At 69.3% G+C, this 19,708-nt stretch carries 18 protein-coding genes; 5 read left to right on the top strand and 13 right to left on the bottom strand.

From position 1 onward, the window contains the following. Positions 1 to 72: 72 nt before the first annotated feature. Positions 73 to 1,062: an NADPH:quinone oxidoreductase family protein gene (locus L0984_RS16505; RefSeq protein ID WP_234194742.1), complete on the top strand. Its 990-nt coding sequence runs from the start codon at positions 73 to 75 to the stop codon at positions 1,060 to 1,062. An 83-nt stretch (positions 1,063 to 1,145) separates the two neighbouring features. On the opposite strand, the gene L0984_RS16500 is transcribed toward L0984_RS16505, so the two are convergent. The 7 genes from L0984_RS16500 to L0984_RS16470 form a co-directional block, all read right to left on the bottom strand. Further along, positions 1,146 to 1,499, bottom strand: coding sequence for an H-NS histone family protein (locus L0984_RS16500; protein ID WP_017758504.1), 354 nt, complete (start codon positions 1,497 to 1,499; stop codon positions 1,146 to 1,148). A 159-nt stretch (positions 1,500 to 1,658) separates the two neighbouring features. Further along, positions 1,659 to 2,375 carry an ABC transporter ATP-binding protein gene (locus L0984_RS16495; protein WP_234194740.1) on the bottom strand — a complete coding sequence of 239 codons (717 nt, stop codon included), beginning with the start codon at positions 2,373 to 2,375 and terminating at the stop codon, positions 1,659 to 1,661. Continuing rightward, positions 2,372 to 3,151: an ABC transporter ATP-binding protein gene (locus tag L0984_RS16490; protein ID WP_234194739.1), complete on the bottom strand. Its 780-nt coding sequence runs from the start codon at positions 3,149 to 3,151 to the stop codon at positions 2,372 to 2,374. Before L0984_RS16490 ends, L0984_RS16495 begins: the two co-directional genes overlap by 4 nt. Beyond that, positions 3,148 to 4,134: a branched-chain amino acid ABC transporter permease gene (locus tag L0984_RS16485; protein WP_234194737.1), complete on the bottom strand. Its 987-nt coding sequence runs from the start codon at positions 4,132 to 4,134 to the stop codon at positions 3,148 to 3,150. The genes L0984_RS16490 and L0984_RS16485 overlap by 4 nt, the downstream gene beginning before the upstream one ends. A gap of 136 nt (positions 4,135 to 4,270) precedes the next feature. Then, positions 4,271 to 5,143, bottom strand: coding sequence for a branched-chain amino acid ABC transporter permease (locus tag L0984_RS16480; protein ID WP_234194736.1), 873 nt, complete (start codon positions 5,141 to 5,143; stop codon positions 4,271 to 4,273). 119 nt (positions 5,144 to 5,262) lie between these two features. After that, entirely contained in the window at positions 5,263 to 6,429 is a 1,167-nt protein-coding gene (locus L0984_RS16475; RefSeq protein WP_234194735.1) for an ABC transporter substrate-binding protein, read from the bottom strand. Positions 6,430 to 6,610: 181 nt separating this feature from the next. After that, positions 6,611 to 7,381 (bottom strand): GntR family transcriptional regulator, encoded by a 771-nt coding sequence (locus tag L0984_RS16470; RefSeq protein ID WP_234194734.1) that lies wholly within the window; start codon positions 7,379 to 7,381, stop codon positions 6,611 to 6,613. 157 nt (positions 7,382 to 7,538) lie between these two features. Here L0984_RS16470 and L0984_RS16465 point away from each other — a divergent pair, with 157 nt between their 5' ends. From L0984_RS16465 to L0984_RS16450, 4 genes are all read left to right on the top strand, one after another. Then, complete coding sequence (locus tag L0984_RS16465; RefSeq protein WP_234194733.1) at positions 7,539 to 8,591, top strand: aromatic ring-hydroxylating dioxygenase subunit alpha; 1,053 nt, start codon at positions 7,539 to 7,541, stop codon at positions 8,589 to 8,591. Continuing rightward, entirely contained in the window at positions 8,588 to 9,544 is a 957-nt protein-coding gene (locus tag L0984_RS16460; protein ID WP_234194732.1) for a PDR/VanB family oxidoreductase, read from the top strand. Before L0984_RS16465 ends, L0984_RS16460 begins: the two co-directional genes overlap by 4 nt. 233 nt (positions 9,545 to 9,777) lie before the next feature. Continuing rightward, positions 9,778 to 10,884: a 5-methyltetrahydropteroyltriglutamate--homocysteine S-methyltransferase gene (locus tag L0984_RS16455; protein ID WP_234194730.1), complete on the top strand. Its 1,107-nt coding sequence runs from the start codon at positions 9,778 to 9,780 to the stop codon at positions 10,882 to 10,884. A 212-nt stretch (positions 10,885 to 11,096) separates the two neighbouring features. Continuing rightward, positions 11,097 to 12,470, top strand: coding sequence for a phospholipase D-like domain-containing protein (locus L0984_RS16450; RefSeq protein WP_234194729.1), 1,374 nt, complete (start codon positions 11,097 to 11,099; stop codon positions 12,468 to 12,470). Positions 12,471 to 12,604: 134 nt separating this feature from the next. Here L0984_RS16450 and L0984_RS16445 read toward each other — a convergent pair whose 3' ends face one another. The 6 genes from L0984_RS16445 to L0984_RS16420 all read right to left on the bottom strand — a co-directional run bounded on the left by L0984_RS16445 (position 12,605) and on the right by L0984_RS16420 (position 19,466). Further along, the gene (locus L0984_RS16445; protein ID WP_234194728.1) at positions 12,605 to 13,735 is read right to left on the bottom strand and encodes an ROK family protein; all 1,131 of its coding nucleotides are present in this window, start codon (positions 13,733 to 13,735) and stop codon (positions 12,605 to 12,607) included. A gap of 231 nt (positions 13,736 to 13,966) precedes the next feature. Next, entirely contained in the window at positions 13,967 to 14,881 is a 915-nt protein-coding gene (locus L0984_RS16440) for a LysR family transcriptional regulator (RefSeq protein ID WP_234194726.1), read from the bottom strand. A 170-nt stretch (positions 14,882 to 15,051) separates the two neighbouring features. Next, positions 15,052 to 16,125, bottom strand: a complete 1,074-nt coding sequence (locus L0984_RS16435) for a purine-nucleoside phosphorylase (protein WP_234194724.1) — start codon at positions 16,123 to 16,125, stop codon at positions 15,052 to 15,054. Positions 16,126 to 16,302: 177 nt separating this feature from the next. Then, positions 16,303 to 17,106 carry an IclR family transcriptional regulator gene (locus L0984_RS16430; protein WP_234194720.1) on the bottom strand — a complete coding sequence of 268 codons (804 nt, stop codon included), beginning with the start codon at positions 17,104 to 17,106 and terminating at the stop codon, positions 16,303 to 16,305. 16 nt (positions 17,107 to 17,122) lie between these two features. After that, the gene (locus L0984_RS16425) at positions 17,123 to 17,740 is read right to left on the bottom strand and encodes a flavin reductase family protein (protein ID WP_234194718.1); all 618 of its coding nucleotides are present in this window, start codon (positions 17,738 to 17,740) and stop codon (positions 17,123 to 17,125) included. A gap of 25 nt (positions 17,741 to 17,765) precedes the next feature. Continuing rightward, positions 17,766 to 19,466 (bottom strand): tannase/feruloyl esterase family alpha/beta hydrolase, encoded by a 1,701-nt coding sequence (locus L0984_RS16420; RefSeq protein WP_370646051.1) that lies wholly within the window; start codon positions 19,464 to 19,466, stop codon positions 17,766 to 17,768. Positions 19,467 to 19,708 lie beyond the last annotated feature (242 nt).

Below are 19,708 nucleotides of genomic sequence, written 5' to 3'. Positions count from 1 at the left end.
CCGCAGAGACAAGAACGCCACAAGGCGGCCCCCTATCATGCCTGCGCCTCAATGAAGACGGAGACTGATTCCATGCACGCATGGCTTTGCGAAAACCCGGTCGGCGTCGATGCGCTGATCTGGAAGGAATTGCCCACGCCACAGCCCGGTCCGGGCGAAGTGCTGGTGGAAATCAAGGCGGCCAGCCTGAACTTTCCCGATCTGCTGATCGTGCAGAACAAATACCAGATGAAGCCGAAGCTGCCCTTCGTGCCGGGCTCCGAATATGCGGGCATCGTGCAGGCCGTCGGCGAAGGCGTCACCCACCTGAAGGTCGGCCAGCCCATTGCCTGCCTTTCCGGCACGGGCGGCTTCGGCACCCACACGCTGGCGCCGGCAGCCATGTGCATGCCGCTGCCGCCGCAATTCGACATGGTGGACGCGGCCGCCTTCATCATGATCTATGCGACTTCCTGGCACGCCCTAATGGATCGGGCCGCGCTCAAGGCGGGTGAAACCGTGCTGGTGCTCGGCGCCGCGGGCGGCGTCGGCACCTCCGCCATCCAGATCGCCAAGGCGGCGGGCGCGCGCGTCATTGCAGCGGCGTCCACCGACGAGAAATGCGCGCTGTGCAAAAGCATCGGTGCGGACGCGACCATCAATTACAGCCAGCATGCGCTGCCCCAGGGCTTCCGCGACGCCATCAAGGACGCCACCGATGGCAAGGGACCCGACGTGATTTACGACCCGGTAGGCGGCGATTTCGCCGAACCGGCATTTCGCTCCATCGCCTGGCGCGGACGCTATCTGGTGGTGGGATTTGCTTCGGGGCCCATTCCTTCGCTGCCGCTGAATCTCACGCTGCTCAAGGGCGCTTCGCTGGTCGGTGTGTTCTGGGGCGATTTCGCGCGGCGCGAGCCCAAGGCCAATGCCCGGATGATGGAAGAACTGGCCGGCTGGTATGCCCAGGGCAAGATCAAGCCGGTGATCGACCGCACGATGCCGATGAACGAGTTGAAGGCGGCCTACGCCCACATGGGCTCGCGGGGGGTCAAGGGAAAGCTGGTGATGGTGAACCCGTAGATCGGCGACCCGTCAACAAAAATCCCGCGCAACGCGCGGGATTTTTGTTTGTTCACGCTGCAGCAAGTGCAGCGGTGTATTGCTTACTTGACTTCGAACTCGTCCAGCGATTTGCCAGCGGCCAGCGCCTCGGTCACCCAGCGGGGCTTGCGGCCGCGGCCACCCGACCAGGTTTCACCGGTGGGGCTGCGGTATTTGACGACCGCAGCCGCCTTGGCCGGAGCGGCCGAAACGCTGCGCTTGGCGCCCGTAGCGGCACCGCGGCCATTCAGCTTGAGGTCAGCCGCGGTAATGCCGTATTCGGCGATCTTCTTGCGGAGTTCTTCGATCACGCCAGCGCGCTCGTGGCTGCGCAGTTCCTCGGCTTGGCGGCGCAATTCCGCGATTTCCTGGTCCCGCTGCTGGATCTGCGCGGTGATCTCTGCCAAAGTTGCCATTGCTCGAATCCTTTGTATTGAGAAAGCAGTGCGCGAATTCTAATTCAAGAATTGAACGCCACAAGCCACGGCGGGCGCGCACGAATTGAATACCCCCGGACTACAAGGGTATTCGCATCCCAATAACGGCGCCGGCGACCAGGCACCGGCACGGCCTTCTCAGCGGGCCAGCCCCAACAAGCGATCCAGCAGGGCGGGCTGCGCCAGCAATTCGGCCGCAGCACCCCGATGCACCACCGAGCCATGATCCAGCACGGCGGCGCGGTCCGAAATCGCCAGAATGGCTTGCGGATGCTGTTCCACGATGACGGCGGTCAATCCTTCATCGCGGGTCAGCCGGCGAATGGCGCGCAGCAATTCCTCCACGATGATCGGCGCCAGGCCTTCCAGCGGCTCGTCCAGCAGCACCAGGCGCGGGTTGAGCACCAGGGCACGGCCCACGGCCAGCATCTGCTGCTCGCCGCCCGACAGCTGCGTGCCCAGGTTGCCCTTGCGCTCCGCCAGGCGCGGGAACATCTCGTAGACGCGCGCCGGCGTCCAGCGGCCGGGGCGCGCCACCGCCGTGAGGTTCTCGTGCACGGTGAGCGACTTGAAGATGTTGCGCTCCTGCGGCACCCAGCCGATGCCGGCGGCGGCCCGGCGGTAGGCCGGCAGCGTGTGCAGCGGCTGGCCGCCCAGCAGGATGCGTCCGCCATGCTGGCGCGTGGCGCCGGCCAGGGTGTTGATCAGCGTGGTCTTGCCCGTGCCGTTGCGGCCCAGCAGCGCCAGCGTCTCGCCCTCGCCCAGCGACAGCGAGACGTCGTTGAGCACCACGGCCTCGCCATAGCCGGCGCTGAGGCCCTCGATCTGCAACAGCGCATTCGTCGTGCCGCTCATGCGTGCACCTCCGTCTGGCCCAGGTAGACCTCGCGCACCCGCGGGTCGGCTGCGATCTCCTCGGGCGTGCCCTCGGTGAGCAGGGCGCCGTTGACCAGCACGGTCATGCGTTTGGCAAAGCTGAAGACGAGATCCATGTCGTGTTCGATCAGCAGGACGGAGACATCGGCCGGCAGCGCGGCCACGGTCTGCAGCAGTTCCTCGCGCTCGCCGGCAGGCACGCCGGCCACCGGCTCGTCCAGCAGCAGCACGCGCGGCTCGCAGGCCAGGGCGATGGCGATCTCCAGCAGTCGACGCTTGCCGTAGGCCAGGTGACGCACTTCCGTGTGCGCCACATCGGCCAGGTGGAACTGGGTCAGCAGCTCGCCGGCACGCTCGGCCACCGCCGCATCGCGGCCCAGCGGCTGCCACCAGCGGGCGCCCTGCCCCCGGTGCTGCGCCACCACGAGGGCCAGCGTCTGCAGCGGCGTCATGCTGTCGAAGAGCTGGTTGATCTGGAAGGTGCGCACCAATCCGCGCGTCACGCGCCGGTGCGGCGCCAGGCGGGTGATGTCCTCGCCCAGCAGCCGGATGCGCCCTTCGCTGGGCGTGAGCACGCCGGTGAGCTGGTTGATGAGCGTGGTCTTGCCGGCCCCATTGGGGCCGATGAGCGCATGGCGCGCGCCCTTGGCCAGGCGCATCGACACATGGTCGGTGGCGGTGATGCCGCCGAAGCGCATCACGAGCGACTCGGCCTCGAGCACGATCTCGGGAGTGCCGGGAGAGGTGGCCGTCATGCCGCACCTCCCTTGCGGAACCAGGTCCGTGGACGCAGCAGGCGCTCGCGCCCCACCAGCATCAGCAGCACCAGCAGCAGGCCGATCCAGAACATCCAGTACTGCGGCGTGACGCTGGAGAGCGTGTCCTGCAGCAGCTTGAAGACGATGGCGCCCGCCACGCCGCCATAGAGCCAGCCCACACCGCCGATGACCAGCATCAGCAGCACGTCGGCCGAGCGGTCGAAGGCCAGCACGTCCAGCGAGGCGAAGCCGGTGGTCTGCGCCAGCAGCGCGCCCGCGGCGCCGGCGACGGCCGCGGCGATGGTGTAGATCACCGACATGCGCGAGGTGACCGGAATGCCGATGGCCATGGCCCGCAGCCGGTTGTCGCGGATGGCCATCAGCGTGGCGCCGAAGGGCGAATGCACGAGGCGCCGCATCAGCAGGAAGAGCACCAGCGCCACCGCGAGCGAATACCAGGCCGCCACGCGGCCGTAGAGGTCGAAGTCGAACAGGCCCAGCACCGGGCCCATGACCACGCCCTGCAGGCCGTCGGCGCCGCCGGTCAGCCAGTCGAGTTTGTTGGCCAACTCCAGCAGCAGCAGGGCCGTGCCCAGCGTCACCATCAGCCGCGTGAGGTCGCTGCCGCGCAGGATGGTCACGCTGGCGGCCAGGCCCAGCACCGCGGCCAGCACCGTGGCGACGACCAGGCCCACGGTCGGGTCGGGCATCACCAGCTTGGCGAACAGCGCCGCCGCATAGGCACCGAAGCCAAAGAAGGCCGCATGGCCCAGCGAGACGATGCCGGTGTAGCCCAGCACCAGGTCCAGCGACATGGCGAACAGCGCCACGATGGCGATCTCGTTGACCATCAGCGCATGCTGCGGCAGCACCAGCGGCGCGGCGAAGGCCAGCGCCCAGAGCAGGAACTCCCACCAGCGCCAGCGGGCCTGGCCGAGCAGCGGGGCGCGCCAGTCGTTGTTGCTTCCTTTGGTGATCATGCTGCGACTCCTTTCGAGAGGCCGCGGAGCAGGCCATGCCAGTGCACCCGTCGAACCGGCTTGGCCGGGCGACCGGGTGCGCCCCCTGCGAGGGGGGATTCGGCTACACGCAGTGAGCAAGAAACGGGGGTGGGCATCATTTCCCTCCCTTACGGGTGAAGAGGCCTTGCGGGCGCCACATCAGGATCAGGATCATCAGCAGGTACACCGTGAAGGCGCCCATCTTGGGAATGAAGTACTTGCCGCCCACGTCGGCAATGCCCAGCAGCAGGGCCGCCGCCAGCGGGCCGGTGATGGACGAGGTGCCGCCCACCGCCACCACGATCAGGAAATAGATCATGTACTTGAGCGGGAAGGTCGGGTCCATGCCCAGCACCTCGGCGCCCAGTGCGCCGCCCAGGCCCGCCAGGCCCGAGCCCACTGCGAAGGTGGCCAGGAAGACCTGGTTCACGTTGATGCCCAGGCCCGCGGCCACGGTGGGGTCGTCCACCGCCGCACGCAGCCGGCTGCCGAAGCGGGTGCGCGTGAGCACCAGCTGCAGCACCACCGCCAGCACCGCGCACACCGCGATGATGAAGAGGCGGTAGTGGCCCATGCCCAGCAGCATCGCGCCATCGCCGATCTCGGTGCGGCCGCGCAGCCACTCGGGCAGCTGCAGGTTCTGCTGCGAGGAGCCCACGAAGTAGTCCAGGCCCGCGACCGCCATGAAGGCCAGGCCGATGGAGAACAGCACCTGGTCCAGGTGCGGCTTGCCGTACATCGGCCGGTAGAGCGTGCGCTCCAGCAGGGCGCCGATCAGCGCCGTCAACACGAAGGCCAGCGGCAGGCACAGCAGAAAGGGAAGCCCCAGCTTCTGCATCGCATAGACCGTGATGTAGCCGCCCGCCATGGCGAAGGCGCCGTGCGCGAGGTTGATGAAGTTCATCAGCCCCAGCGTCACGGCCAGCCCCACGGCGAGCACGAATAGCAGCATGCCGTAGGCAATGCCGTCGAACAGGATAGTCAGCATGGGCGCCGCATCGAGAGAGAAATAGAAGAGGCCGTGGGACCGGCGTTGCCGGCCTACGGATGCGCCCCCGCGAAGGGGCTGGCGCAGCGGCCCTCAGGGCCGCGCAGCCTGGGGGCGATTTACTTCTTCGCCGGGTCCTTGACGGCCTTGATCACGTCGAACTCCACGTTGTAGAGCGACCCATCCTTCTTCTCGACCTTGCGCAGGTACACGTCCTGCACGATGTCGCGGGTCTGGGCGTCGATCAGCACCTGGCCGCGCGGGCTTTCGAAGATCTGGCCCTTCATCTTGTCCAGCAGCGCCGGGCCGTCGCCCTTGCCGCCGGTGGCCTTGAGCGCTTCGTAGATCACGCGCATGCCGTCATAGCCGCCCACGGCCATGAAGTTGGGGCGCATGCCCTTGTTGGCCTTCTCGAAGGCCTCGACGAACTTCTTGTTCAGCGCCGACGGGTGCGCCGCCGAGTAGTGGTGCGAGGTGACCACGCCCAGGGCGCCGTCGCCCATGTCGGCCAGTTGGTCGTCGTCCGTCACGTCGCCGGTGGCGATCAGCTTGATACCGGCCTTGTCCATGCCGCGCTCCAGGAACTGCTTCATCACCGCCGCGCCCGCGCCCGAGGGCACGAAGACGAAAAGCGCGTCGGGCTTGGCATCGCGCACCTTCTGCAGGAAAGGCGCGAAGTCGGGGTTGCGCAGCGGCACGCGCAGCTTCTCGATGACCTTGCCGCCGTTGAGCTGGAAGCGCTCGGTGAAGTACTTCTCGGCGTCGTTGCCCGGGCCGTAGTCGCTGACCAGCGAAACCACGCTCTTGATGCCGTTCTTGGGGGCCCAGTCGCCCATGGCCACCGACACCTGCGGCAGCGTGAAGCTGGAGCGCACGATGAAGGGCGAGGCCTCGGTGATGCTCGACGTGGCGGCAGCCATGACCACCTGCGGCGTCTTGCTCTGCGTGGCGATGGGGGCCACGGCCAGGGCCAGCGGCGTGAGGCCGAAGCCGGCCAGCACGTTAACCTTCTCGTTGACCACCAGCTCCTGCGCCAGGCGCTTGCTCACATCCGGCAGGCCGGTGTCGTCCTTGACGATCAGCTCGATCTTGCGGCCGGCCACGGTGTCGCCGTTCTGCGCCATGTACAGGCGCGCGGCGGCTTCGACCTGCCGGCCGGTGGAGGCCTGCTGGCCGGTCATCGGCAGGATCAGGCCGATCTTGAAGGGCGCGCCCTGCGCCCAGGCCGGGGCGCTGGCCAGGGCCGCGGCCGCGAGCGTGGCCTGGACGAACAATCGCTTTTGCATGGGAAGTCTCCGTGGGTCAGAAGAAGCAGAAAGGGAGGAGGACGGGCGCGGCGGGCCCCATGAAGGGACGTCGCGGCACGTCGCGGAAAGCGCTCGGCGCAGGGCCTGCGCCGGTCGAGCCGGCGATTGTGAACCGCACAGCGGGCGATGGTTTGGGGGCAGACACCGAGACGACACCTTCTCAGGCCGCCCGCGACGCATCGGGCCGGATCAGGCCCACGCCCGGCAGGCGCTGGCCCTCACGGTCGCGCATGGCCTCGCGCAGGTTGCGCTGGGCGATGCGTGCGTGTTCGCGCACCAGCGCCTCGGCGCGCGCCCCTTCGCGGTGGCGGATGGCTTCGAGGATGGCGCGGTGGTGGTCCTGCGCCACGATGAACATGTCGCGCGCCTGGGGCGAGTTGGCCTGCACCACCACGAAGCCCGAGGGCGAGGCGAAGGGCATCTGCACCACGCGGTCCAGCTCGCGCTGCAGAACGCTGCTGTCGGCCATCTGGCCCAGCAGGCGGTGGAAGCGCCGGTTGGCCTCCACGTAGCGCAGGAAGTCGGCGTCGTCCAGGCGCGGCCGGGCCAGCACGGCGTCGATGTCGGCCAGGCTCTCGTCGGCCTGGGCCAGCAGCGCAGACGCCGCGCCGCGCTCGGCGGCCAGCCGGGCCATCAGGCCTTCGAGCGTGCCGCGCAGTTCGATGGCGTCGGACACCTCGCGCTCGGAGAAGGAACGCACCGCAAAGCCGCCGTGCGGCAGCGCCTGCAACAGACCTTCCTGCTCCAGCCGAACCAGTGCCGTGCGGATGGGCGTGCGGGAGATGCCCAGCTTCTCGACGATGGCCACCTCGCCCACGCGCTCGCCGGGCGGCAGTTCGCCCGCCAGGATCATTTCCCGCAGCCGCAACTGGGCCCGCACCGCCTGGGAGGCGCCGGCGTCAGCAGGGTTGGAAAGGGCAGCGTCGTGCATGGTGGCCGAGTCTATCTGTATACATTGCGACAAAGATCAAAGCACTATTTCGTGGTTTTCCCTAGGTTTTGGTCGATTTGAAGGAGTGTTCTGTATACATCGACCATCCCGCTTTCCATAATCGCGCCATTCCCAAGCCGATTCCCGAGGACCCCCGATGTTTCCCAAGAACGCCTGGTACGTGGCCTGTACCCCCGATGAGATCGCCCACAAGCCGCTTGGCCGCACCATCTGCGGCGAGCGCATCGTCTTCTACCGCGGCGAAGGTGGCCGCGTGGTCGCCCTCGAAGACTTCTGCCCGCACCGCGGCGCCCCGCTGTCGCTGGGCCAGGTGTGCGAAGGCAAGCTGGTCTGCGGCTACCACGGCCTGGTGATGGGCGAGGAGGGCAAGACCATCTCCATGCCCGGCCAGCGCGTCGGCGGCTTTCCCTGCATCAAGCGCTTTGCGGTGGAAGAGCGCTACGGCTTCATCTGGGTGTGGCCCGGCGACCAGGCGCAGGCCGACCCGGCCAAGATCCATCACCTGGAATGGGCGCAGAACCCGGACTGGGCCTACGGCGGCGGGCTGTATCACATCCAGGCCGACTACCGGCTCATGATCGACAACCTGATGGACCTGACGCACGAGACCTACGTGCACAGCACCAGCATCGGCCAGAAGGAGATCGACGAGACGCCGGTCACCACCAAGACCGAGGGCGAGCAGGTGGTCACCAGCCGCTTCATGGACAACGTGATGGCCCCGCCCTTCTGGCAGGCCAACCTGCGCGGCAACGGCCTGCCGGACGACCAGCCGGTGGACCGCTGGCAGGTCTGCCGCTTCACGCCGCCCAGCCACGTGATGATCGAAGTGGGCGTGGCCCTGGCCGGCCACGGGGGCTACCACGCGCCGGCCGACAAGAAGGTCTACAGCGTCGTGGTGGACTTCATCACGCCCGAGACCGAGACCTCGCACTGGTACTTCTGGGGCATGGCGCGCAACTTCAACGTCAAGGACGAGGCCCTCACGGCCCAGATCCGCGAGAACCAGGGCAAGGTCTTCGCCGAGGACACCGAGATGCTCGAAGCCCAGCAGCGCTCGCTGCTGGCCCATCCGGCACGGCGCCTGCTGATGCTCAACATCGATGCCGGCGGCGTGCAGTCGCGCCGCATCATCGACCGCCTGCTGGCGGCCGAGCGTGCACCGGCCGGCGAGGCGGTGGCTGCATGACGTCGTTGCAGGTCCGCGTCCAGCGCAAGTCGCAGGAGGCCGAAGGCATCGTCTCGCTCGAACTGGTGAGCGCCGACGGGCGCCCGCTGCCGGGCTTCGGCGCCGGCTCGCACATCGACGTCAACCTGCCCAACGGGCTGGTGCGCCAGTATTCGCTGTGCAACAGCGCGGCCGAGCGCCACCGCTACCGCATCGCGGTGCTGCGCGAGCCCACCTCGCGCGGCGGCTCGGCCGCGGTGCACGACCTGGTCAAGGAAGGCGACGTGCTCACCATCAGCGCGCCGCGCAACCACTTCGCGCTGCACGATGCGCCGCGCAGCCTGCTGCTGGCCGGCGGCATCGGCGTCACGCCCATCCTGTGCATGGCGCAGCGCCTGGCCACCTGGGGCGCGGACTTCGAGATGCACTACTGCACCCGTTCGCCCGCCCGCACCGCCTTCCGCGAGGAGATCGCCGCCAGCGCCTTCGCCGACAAGGTGCACCTGCACCACGACGACGGCCCCGAAGCGCAGAAGCTGCGCGTGGCCGAGCTGCTCAAGACGCCCGAGCCCGGCACGCAGATCTACGTCTGCGGCCCCGGCGGCTTCATCGACCACGTGGTGAACACCGCCAAGGCCAACGGCTGGCCGGCGCAGCAGATCCACCTGGAGTACTTTGCCGCCGCGGCGCAGGACACCAGCGGCGACCAGCCCTTCGAGGTCAAGCTCACCAGCAGCGGCCAGACCTACCGCATCCCCAAGGACCAGACCATCGTGCAGGCCCTGCGCGCCGAGGGCGTGGAGATCATGGTCTCGTGCGAACAGGGCGTGTGCGGCACCTGCATCACCCGCGTGCTCGAAGGCGTGCCCGACCACCGCGACTGCTACCTCACGGACGACGAGCGGGCGGCCAACGACCAGTTCACGCCGTGCTGTTCGCGGTCGAAGACGCCGCTGCTTGTCCTGGATCTGTGAGGCACCCTCAAGCCGCTGCGCGCAATGCCAGTCAGTTAACCACGGACCGTTCGGGCTGAGCCTGTCGAAGCCAGGGCACTGCGGATCAAAGCCCTTCGACAAGCTCAGGGCGAACGGGTTAACTGACTGGCATTGGCCGCTACGCGGCCCTTTGATCCAGAAGAGTCAGCGGCTACGATCCTTACGCCGCCCTCCGCAGGGCGGCGTTCTTTTTTTCCCTCTCAGGAGACACCATGCAACTGCCCGCCCGCTACGACCATGTCGGCAGCTTCCTGCGCCCGCAATACCTGCTGGAGGCCCGCGACAAGAAGGCCAAAGGCGAGATCGGCGCCGAGGCGCTGCGCGAGGTCGAGGACAAGGCCATCGCCGAGATCGTCAAGTTCCAGCAGGACGTCGGCCTCAAGAGCATCACCGACGGCGAGTTCCGCCGCACGTATTTCCACATCGACTTCCTGGAGCAGCTGGGCGGCGTCAAGACCGACATCCCGGTCACGGTCAAGAAGGCCGACGGCACCGAAGAGCTGGCCCCGCCGGTGATCCGCGTCATCGACAAGGTCCGCCACGCCAAGGACATCCAGCGCGCCGACTTCGAATACCTCAAGGGCCAGGTGGCCGCCAGCTGCACGCCCAAGGTGACCATCCCTTCGCCCACCATGCTGCACTTCCGCGGCGGCCGGGCCGGCATCAGCAAGACGGCCTACCCCGAGCTGGACCCGGCCTTCTACGACGACGTGGCCAAGGCCTATGGCGACGAGCTCAAGAGCCTCTACGACGCCGGCTGCCGCTACGTGCAGATGGACGACACCAACCTCGCCTACCTGTGCGACGAGAAGATGCGCGAGGCCGCCCGCCAGCGCGGCGACGACCCCAACGAGCTGCCGCACCGCTATGCCGGCTTCATCAACAAGGTCGTGGCGCACAAGCCCGAAGGCATGCTGCTGGCCATGCACCTGTGCCGCGGCAACTTCAAGAGCACCCACGCCGCGGCCGGCAACTACGAGCCCGTGGCCGAGGCCCTGCTGGCCGAGATGAACCTGGACGCCTTCTTCCTGGAGTACGACGACGACCGGTCCGGCGACTTCCGTCCGCTGCGCTTCCTGCCCAAGGGCAAGACCGTGGTGCTGGGCCTAGTGACCACCAAGTTCGGCGAGATGGAAAGCAAGGACGACCTCAAGCGCCGCATCGACGAGGCCGCCAAGCATGCGCCGCTGGAGCAGCTGGCCCTGTCACCGCAGTGCGGCTTCTCGTCCACCGTGCACGGCAACAACATCGCCGTCGAAGCGCAGCGCCAGAAGCTGCGCCTGGTGATCGAGACCGCGCAAGAGGTCTGGGGGAACTGAGCCGTGCCTGAGCCCCTCTCCCCTCGCGGGAGAGGGGTTGGGGAGAGGGGGCTCGCCGACGACCAAGGCTGGACCCGCGCAAGCGCCGCAGCCCCCTCTCCCCGGCCGTCTCCCGCAAGGCGAGAGGGAGCAAAGCCAGAGGCGCCCGCCTTCTTCCGCAAGGGAAACGACGCCGAGCCCGGGGCCGCCGCCGGGTATGCGAAGCTCGGCCCATGCTCCACTCCTTCGCGCCCTGGCTGCCCAGCATCTCCGAGCACTTCCTGGCCGTCGCGCTGGCCTTGCTCGTGTATGTGCTGACCACCCGAGGCCGGCGCGAGCAGCGGGCGCCCACCGCCGCCATCGCCTGGGTGCTGGGCATGCTGCTCATGCCTTACCTGGCACTGCCGGCCTACCTGATGTTCGGCCAGCGCAAGCTGCGGCCCACCGTGCCGCCTCGCCCCGCGCGGGCCGCCCTGCCCGGCCACTGGGCGGCCGAACTGCTGGACAGCTTCGGCCTGGCGCCGCCCAGCCGCTGCGCGCTGCGCTTCCATGGTGACGGCGAGGCTGCACGCGAGGCGCTCTGGACCGTCATCGACAGCGCGCAGCAGCGGCTGGACGTGTGCACCTTCATCATCGGCAGCGACCCGCTGGGCCAGGCCGTGGTCGAGCGGCTCACGGCCCGCGCCCGGGCCGGCGTGCAGGTCCGCGTGCTGCTGGACGGCTTCGGCGCGCTGCAGCTGCCGCGCCGCTATTTCGATGCGCTGCGTGCCGCCGGTGGCGAGGTCCGCGTATTCCGGCCGCTGCTGCGCCTGCGCGCCGGGGGCCCGCGCAATCTGCGCAATCACCGCAAGCTCACCATCGCCGACGACCGCTGGCTCTGGAGCGGTGGACGCAACCTGGCGGGCGAGTACTTCACCGGCAAGGGCGACGGCGAGCGGCCCTGGGTCGACCTGTCCTTCGACGTGCAAGGTGACGCGGCCGCGGCAGCGGCCCGGCAGTTCGCACAGGACTGGGCCTCGGTGCAGGAGGAAACGCCGCGCACGGTGCCGCCCATCGAGGACGTGTCCGAGGGCCGCCTGGTGCAGTTCCTGCCCAGCGGGCCGGACCAGGCCGAGGACACGGCCCAATCGCTGCTGATCGGCGCCTGCTTCCATGCCGAGCACCGCATCCTGGCGGTGTCGCCCTACTTCGTGCCGGGCGACGGGCTGCGCGATGCCCTGCGGCTGGCAGCGCGGCGCGGCGTGCAGGTGACGCTGGCCATCCCGCAACGGTCCAACCACCGCATGGCCGACTTCGTGCGCAGCCGCGCCATGCGCGACCTGGCGCGGGCCGGCGTGCAGTTCCGCATGCTGCCCTTCATGGCCCATGCCAAGGCGGTGGTGGTGGACGACGACCTGGCCCTGTGCGGGTCGATCAACCTCGATCTGCGCAGCCTGCTGCTCAACCACGAGGCCGCGACGGTGTTCTACGACCCGCAGGATGTGGCGTGGCTGTCGGACTGGGTGGAGGCGCTGGCGGCTGCGGGGCAGCCCTACCGGCCGCGGCGGCCGGGGCTGGTGCGGGATGTGGCTGAGGGTCTGCTGCTGACCATCGCCTTTCAGCTCTGATGCGGTTGGACGCGGGCTTGTGAGGGGCGGAGCGGCACTTCGACAGGCTCAGTGCGAACGGGTGCGGATGAACAGGAAATGCAGCCGCTCCACCGTTCGGGCTGAGCCTGTCGAAGCCCTGCCCCGTCGCGCCTTCACCCCTTCTTCGCCCCCGCCTTCACCACCCGCGCATTCACGTAGCTCGCATTGCCCAGCCCCGTGCCGATGGTCAGCACGGCCCAGCGCTTGACGTCGCGCATGAAAGGGAGCTCGGACAAGCCCTGCACCACCGCGTCGTTGTGCATCAGCACCTGCGTGGGCTGGTGCCGGATCAGCGGCAGCCGCTCGCGCAGCCGGGTGGGCAGGTGGAAGGTGTCGGCCGCCCAGTCGCCGGGCAGGTTCTGCGCGCCGCGGGCGATGGTGCCGTCTTCGCGGATCAGCCCCGGACAGGCGATGCCGACAAAGGGCGCCAGCTTGATCTTCTTGCGGTGCGCGAACTCGATGGCCTCTTCCAGCATTTGGGCCAGCCGCTCGACGAGGGCGGCGCGGCTGGGCTTGTCGTCCGCATGGCGCCACTTCTCGCGCCACACCACGTCGGCGCGCGACAGGTCCTCGGCCTTGTCGCGGCGGAAGCGCACCACGCCGCAGCGCACGTTGGTGCCGCCGATGTCCAGGGCCAGCAACGCATCGTCGTGCTCCACGAAGTGCGCCGGCGCCAGGTGCACCCAACCGATCAGGCCGCCGTCGTCCACCTCGTGGCGCAGGCGGGCCAGTTGCACGGGCAACTCCTGCACATGGCACAGGGCCGCGGCCTCCAGGATGGCGCGCTCGCCGGCATCGCTCTCGGGAAAGCCGCCACCCACCACGATGCGCTGCACGCCCTTCCACGACTTCTGCCGCATGAAGCGCTGGATGATGTGGGTCAGCTCGAAGGCGAACTCTTCGATGGCGCCGTTGACCAGGTCGGCCCCCACGTTGGGCGAATCCGCGAGCGCCTTGTCGATGCGCTTCTTGCTGAGCTTGCGCGAGGGCAGCCTGCCGAAAGGGTCGGCCTCGCCGCGCTCGCGGTAGCGACGGCGCCAGTCGTCGAGCAGGTCGCGGAAGGCGCCCTGGCTGGCCCGGTCGCCGATGAAGCCCTCCTCGTCCTTGACCTCCAGGTTGTAGCCAGCGATGGTCACCGAGGCCAGCTCCAGCATGCCGTGATGGGCGCCGACCACGCTGGGCGGGTGATGCTGGCGGCGGCGAGGGGACGGGGCGGCGTCGCGGTCGGCGGTCTTGTTGGGCATCGTTGGGCAGGAAGTGGAAGAGGTGATGCTGACGGCGGAAGGCCGCTTCGGGAGCGCGTTGTGGTCGGCAACGGGCATCGGCTTGCGGCGGTAGCGGCCGTAGGAGAGGGGCCCGCGTCGGGGCGCTGCGTGTGCGCGGCGCCCCCTCTCCCCGGCCCTCTCCCGCGAGGGGAGAGGGAGGAAGACCGTGTTCCGCCCCTCAGTACATGGCGCAGAGGGCGCGGACTTCGGCTACAGCGCGCTCGCCGCCCGCTCCAGCTGCGCCAGCCGCCGCGCCATGCGCTCGGCGAAGTCGCGGCACACGCCCGGCACGCTGCGCTGCGAGGGCAGCAGCACGCCCACCTGCAAGGCGTTGACCGCCGGCAGCGCGAACGGCCGCCACACCAGCTCGCCGCGCGCCAGTTCCTGCATGAAGGCGATCTTGGAGAAGCACGAGACGCCGCGCCCCGCGCGGATCAGGCGCTTGAGCAGCGGCGTGGAATTGCAGGTGGCGGCCGGCGTCATCGCCTCCCAGAAGGCGGCGAAGGCGGGCGACAGCGCCGCGTCGATGACCGGCTGGGTGCCCGAGCGCAGGAAGGGATAGCGCGCGCATTCGTCCAGCGGCACCTCGTCCAGCGCCGCCATGGGATGGCCGGGCGGCATCACCAAGCCCAGCGGCAGCCGGGCGCGGGCCACCACGTCCACGCCGGCTGGCAGGCGATGCAGGAAGCACAGGCCCAGGTCCGCCTCGCCGGCCAGCACCATCGGCGGCACGGCCATGGGCTGCACGGCGGCCAGGCTGTAGGTGGCGGCGGGAAAGACCTGGAGAAATTCCTCCAGCGTGGCGGGCAACAGCTCCTCGAAGAAGGAATCCATGGCCGCCACCTTGACCTCGCCACTGCGCTCGCCGCGCAGGGCATCGATTTCGGTGCGCACCAGCTGGTACTGCTGCAGGGTCTCCTGCGCATGGCGCAGCAGGCGCTCGCCCGCCGGGTTCAGGCGCAGGCCGGCGGGCAGGCGGTCGAAGAGTTCGCAGCCCAGTTCCTCTTCCAGCTTGAGGATCTGGCGGTTGACCGCACTGGCCGCGACGAAGAGCCGCTCGGAGGCCTTGCGCACCGAGCCGCAGCGGGCCACTTCGACGAAGTACTTGAGGACGCTGGCATGCATGCCGGCACTGTAGCGGCGGCGCAAGTCTTGCGATGCCGGTCCGCTCCGCCCCGAAACGCAAGGGGCAAGGGGCAAGGCCGTTCAGTCAACCCAAGTCCGTTCGGGCTGAGTCTGTCGAAGCCGGGCCACAAGCCCCTCGACCCTTTCGACAAGCCCAGGACAAGCCAGGCTCAGGGCGCCATCGGCGGCACGCCGCCGCGCCACTGCGGCCAGTTGGCGACGATGTGGTCCACCACGCGCGAGCCCACGCGCTCGATGTTCAGCACCGTCTCGGCAAAGCCGCCCGCCGTCTCCCCCGGGGCCGGGTCCAGATGGGCCAGCGTTGTCTCGCGCGGGTTGCCCTGGTCGAAGTTGACGGCGCCGCGCAGGCTCATCACGCGGCTGGTGCCGTGGGTGCGGTTGATGACCAGCGTGATGGCCGCGGCCTCCATCTCGGTGATGACATAGTCGTCGGCGCCGTAGAGCTTGGCGATGTACTGCGCCTCCTTCGACAGGCCGGGGCCGTGGAAGAAGGTGTCGCCCGTCATGTGCGTGCCGGTGCCCACGAAGGGCGCACGGCGGGCCGCGGCGTCCGGGTAGCGCAGCCGGTAGGCGCGGGCCTTGTCGTCGTCGGCCAGCGGCGTGTCGGCCGACAGCTTCACGGCCCAGCCGACCAGGGCCGGGTTGAGCTGAAAGCGGCGGTAGTTCTCGTAGCCCTTGCGCGGCATGAAGGTGGGCGCGCCGGCCGTGTTCTCTTCGGGTGCCCAGCGGTGGCCCAGATCGTAGTCGACGAGCCAGGTGGCCCAGCTCACCATGCCGATGGTGCCGCGCGAGGGCGGCGTGCCGGCCACGCCCGACAGGATGTAGTACGACTCGGAGAAGTCGAAGCGCGGGTCGAGCAGGATGGCCTGCATCGACGACGAAGAATTGACCTTGCCCATGCCCAGCACGGCGCCGCAGACGCCGTCGGCGTTGCAGTACACGGGGCTCAGCGCCCCCTTCACCGCGATGGGCGCGCTGCTGCGCCAGTAGCGCTCGTACCAGTGCTGGAACTCGCCGGCGCGGTCGCCGGTGTTCTGGCCGATCTCGAACATGGCGGCCACGAAGACCTTGACGCGCACGGGTGCGGCGGCGGTGGGCGCCGGCGCAGCGGTCGTCGAAGCCGCCGTCGGCGCGGCGCTCTGGGTGGAGGCGCAGCCAGCGGCCAGCACGGCCACGAGGGCCACGCCGGCCATGCGCAGCCAGGAGAAGGTGGAAGAGGACATCGGCAAGGGTCTTTCGAAGGAGGGTGTCGTCGTCGAGGGGCTGGAGACTTGTCGCCCCCGGGCGCCCGCGGGTGCGGATGCTAGGCAGCCGGCCCGATGCCGGGAAGCGCCGAATTTCGCGCGGGGCGTGCGAAGGCTTCGAACACCTGCAAGGCGACCGGGCAGCGCCCGACGCGCTCAGCGCCGACGCGCCTGCTCCCGCTGCGCCCATTGCTGGCCGATGAGCCGGGCGTGCCGCTCCATGGCCTGCACCAGCTTCGGCACCCGCTCGTCCGGCAGCCGTTCGCGGATGGCTGTGATCGCCAGGCCGGCGAGGATCTGCCCATCCGGATGCCGCACCGGCACCGCCAGCGCACGCGTGCCCGGCACCACGCCCACCGGCGCATAGGCATGGCCGCGCCGCTGGAGCAGCCGCAGGCGCTGGCGCAGTTCCTCGGGCTCGATGCGCAGGGCGCGCAGCCGCCGCGCATTGCGCGCGATGGTGTCGGCGCGCTCGTCGTCGGACAGGCCGCCCAGCAGCACCAGGCCGCTCACGCCCACGCCCAGCGGCCGGCGCGCGCCCACCTCGATGGACAGCACCTTCACCACATAGCTGCCTGGATGCCGCGCCAGGCAGACCGAGTCGTCGCCGTTGCGGATGGTGAGGAAGCAGGTCTCGCCCTCGGCCTCGGCCAGGGCCTGCAGATGCGGGGCGGCCACCGCTCGCAAGGGAAAGCCGGCCGAGCGCGCCAGGCCCATCAGCGAGACCTCGCCACCGATCAGGTAGCGGCGCGTGGCGGCGTCCTGCTCCACCGCGCCCTCTTCCACCAGCACCTGCAGCAGGCGGTGCACCGTGGCGCGGTTCAGGCCGGTGGCCTGGGCCACGTCGAGCAGGCGCACGCCGTGCTCCTGCCCGGCCGCCACGATGCGCAGCACGGCCAGCGCGCGCCGCACGGACTGGGCGCCGCTGGTCGGTGCGGTGGCGGTCTCGCTGCCGGGCATTCGTGATGCGGTGGGATCAGACGACCGACTTCTCGGTCTGCTGCATGCGCCGCAGCGTGACGATGCGACCGAGCGTGGCGTAGTTGGGCCCGCCGATGCGGCAGACGGGATCGAGCGCCAGCGTCTCGACCTTGCCGTCGTTCATCAGACCGTCGCGCAGGTGGAAGCGCGTGACCTCGCCGACGATGAATTCCGCGCCCGTGTCGCCAAAGGGAATGACCTGCGACAGCCGGCATTCCATGGCCACCGGCGCATCGCGCAGGCGCGGCACGGTCACCGTCTCGCCGGGCAGCGTGGCCAGGCCCAGCAGCTCGGCCTCGCTCACGTCCTCGGGGTGCTCCTCGCTGCTCTCGTGGATGGCGTTGAGCTGCGAGGCATCGCCGATGTGCACCACGTACTCGCCGCGGCTGTGGATGTGGGCCGCCGTGTCCTTGCGCCGGCCAGCCTTGCGGCCGACGTTGACGCCCAGCAGCGGCGGCTTGTTCGACACGAAGGTGAAGCAGGAGAAGGGCGCGAGGTTGACCACGCCGGTGGGCGAGAGCGTGCTGATCCACGCGATGGGCCGCGGCACCACCAAGCCGCTGAGCAGGCGGTAGGTGGCTTCGGGCGTGAGGGTGTGGGGGTCGATCTGCATGGAGGTGTCCGTGAAAGATAAGGCCTCAGTCGGCCGTGCGGCAGACGAAGCTGTCTGCCCGTTCGAGGCTGCCCTGGCCCTTGTACTGGGCAAAGGCGGGATAGGCGCACAGTGGCCGGGTGCGCGTCGGCGACCAGTCCGCGGGCACATCGGCATTCGCGCCGCCGGCATTGCCGGGCCCGCGTGCCTGCGCCACCACGGCGTCGGGCGGCTGCCCGCGCTCGACCCAGGCCACGAGGGCGCCGAGCAGGTCGAACTGATCGGTGGCCGGGCCGGCGCCGCAATGGGCCATGCCGGGAACGAGGAAGAGGCGCGAGAAGTCCGCCGCTTCGGCAGGCCCCGAGGCAGCACGAAGCTCGTCGTACCAGCGCGCCGTGTCCAGCGGCGAGAAGGTGCCATCGGCCATGCCGTGGTAGACGATCAGCTTGGCGCCGCGCTCGCGCAGTGCCCGCAGGTCGGTGGCGTGAGGCGGTGCCATGAAGGCCATCGCCGAATCGGTGTAGCGCGCGTCGGTGGCCTCGATCAGCGGCGCGTCGCGGTCCATGTCGAAGCCAAGCGCGAAGGCGGCGCGGTTCTTCAGCACCTCCGCGGACGCCGGTGGCGTGCGGAACAGCACGGCCATGTTGCCCGCCGACAGCGTCAGCGGAAAGGCGAAGCGCCACTGCGCCCAGTTGGCCGAGGTCAGACCCGGGTCGTAGGGAAAGGCGGTGTACAGCGCGCGGCCCCGGCTGTCCTGCGGGCCCCGGTAGATGCTGGCCAGTGCCTGCTTCTGGGGCTCGGTCAGGCACTGGCCATCGCGCGCGCCGCGACAACTCGGCACGTCGCGCACCAGGTCGAAGCGTTGGCGGCAGGCAGCGATGGCGTTGACCTGGCCGTCGCGCGCACCGTCGAGCGCGTCGCACTTGTCGAGGATGGTGCGCGCCACCAGGGCCCGCTCGGCGGGCGTGAAGGCCGTCGCCAAGTCGGCGGGATCGGTGGCGACCCGGCTGAACTGCTGCGCGGTGTGGATCATGGCCACGCCGGAGCGCGGCAGCTGAAAGCCCGGGTTGCCGGCCAGGATGCCGTCGTATTCGTTCGAATAGCGCGAGGCCGCGACGAGGGCGTGCCGCCCGCCGTTGGAGCAGCCGACCATGTAGGAGCGATCGGCCGGCCGGCCATAGGCGGCGCGGATCATCGCCTTGGCCATGGGCGTGAGCTTGCCGACGGCCTGGTAGCCGTAGTCCAGCCGCGCTTGCGGGTCGAGGCCGAAGAGCGGGTTCTGGTTGCTGGCATGGCCCGCATCGGAGCTGAGCACGGCGAAGCCTTCGCGCAACCCGTTGGTCAACGGCCCGCCGCCACCAATCTCGCCCGTGGCCAGGACGACATTGCCGTCGGTGCCGCCGTTGGCTTGATAGAAGAAGCGGCCATTCCACTGGACGGGCAGCCGCATCTCGAAGCCGATGGCATAGCGCTGTCCATCCACCGGGCTGATCCGGTCGAACATGCGGCCGGTCACCAGGCAGTGCTCGCCCACCTCCGCACCCGCCACCTTCAGGCGGCCCGCAGGCACGCGCGTCGCGGCGGTGATGGTGGTGTGCGGATCGGCCATGGACTGGGCCAGCGATTCACAGGCCTGCAGCCGTCCCGGCGACGCCTGCCCCAGCTGGGGAAGCGGTCCTGCCGTCGAGGACGAGGTGTCATGAACCCCGGGGCGGCCGCTGCCACAGCCGGCCATCAACAGCCCCATGAGCGGCCAGGCCAGCGCATGGGCCACGCGCGTTGGAAGGAAGGTCAAGCGTGTCTCCTTGTTGTCTCTCTTGCTCGGTCGCAGGCCTGCAGGGCGAAGGCGCGACCACCTGCGGCTTGCCGATGGATCGTAGCCACGACCCCCGGCCGGCGGCCAGTCCAGCCTCCAGGAAAGTCCACATCATGGACTTATCTGCGATGTTCGCATTGCAGGTTCATGCCATCGCTTCCTACAGTGGGGCC

It is taken from the genome of Pseudacidovorax sp. NFM-22, assembly GCF_021401245.1.
In the GTDB taxonomy this organism is placed as follows: Bacteria; Pseudomonadota; Gammaproteobacteria; order Burkholderiales; family Burkholderiaceae_C; genus Xenophilus.
This window is presented reverse-complemented; position numbering and strand designations above follow the sequence as displayed.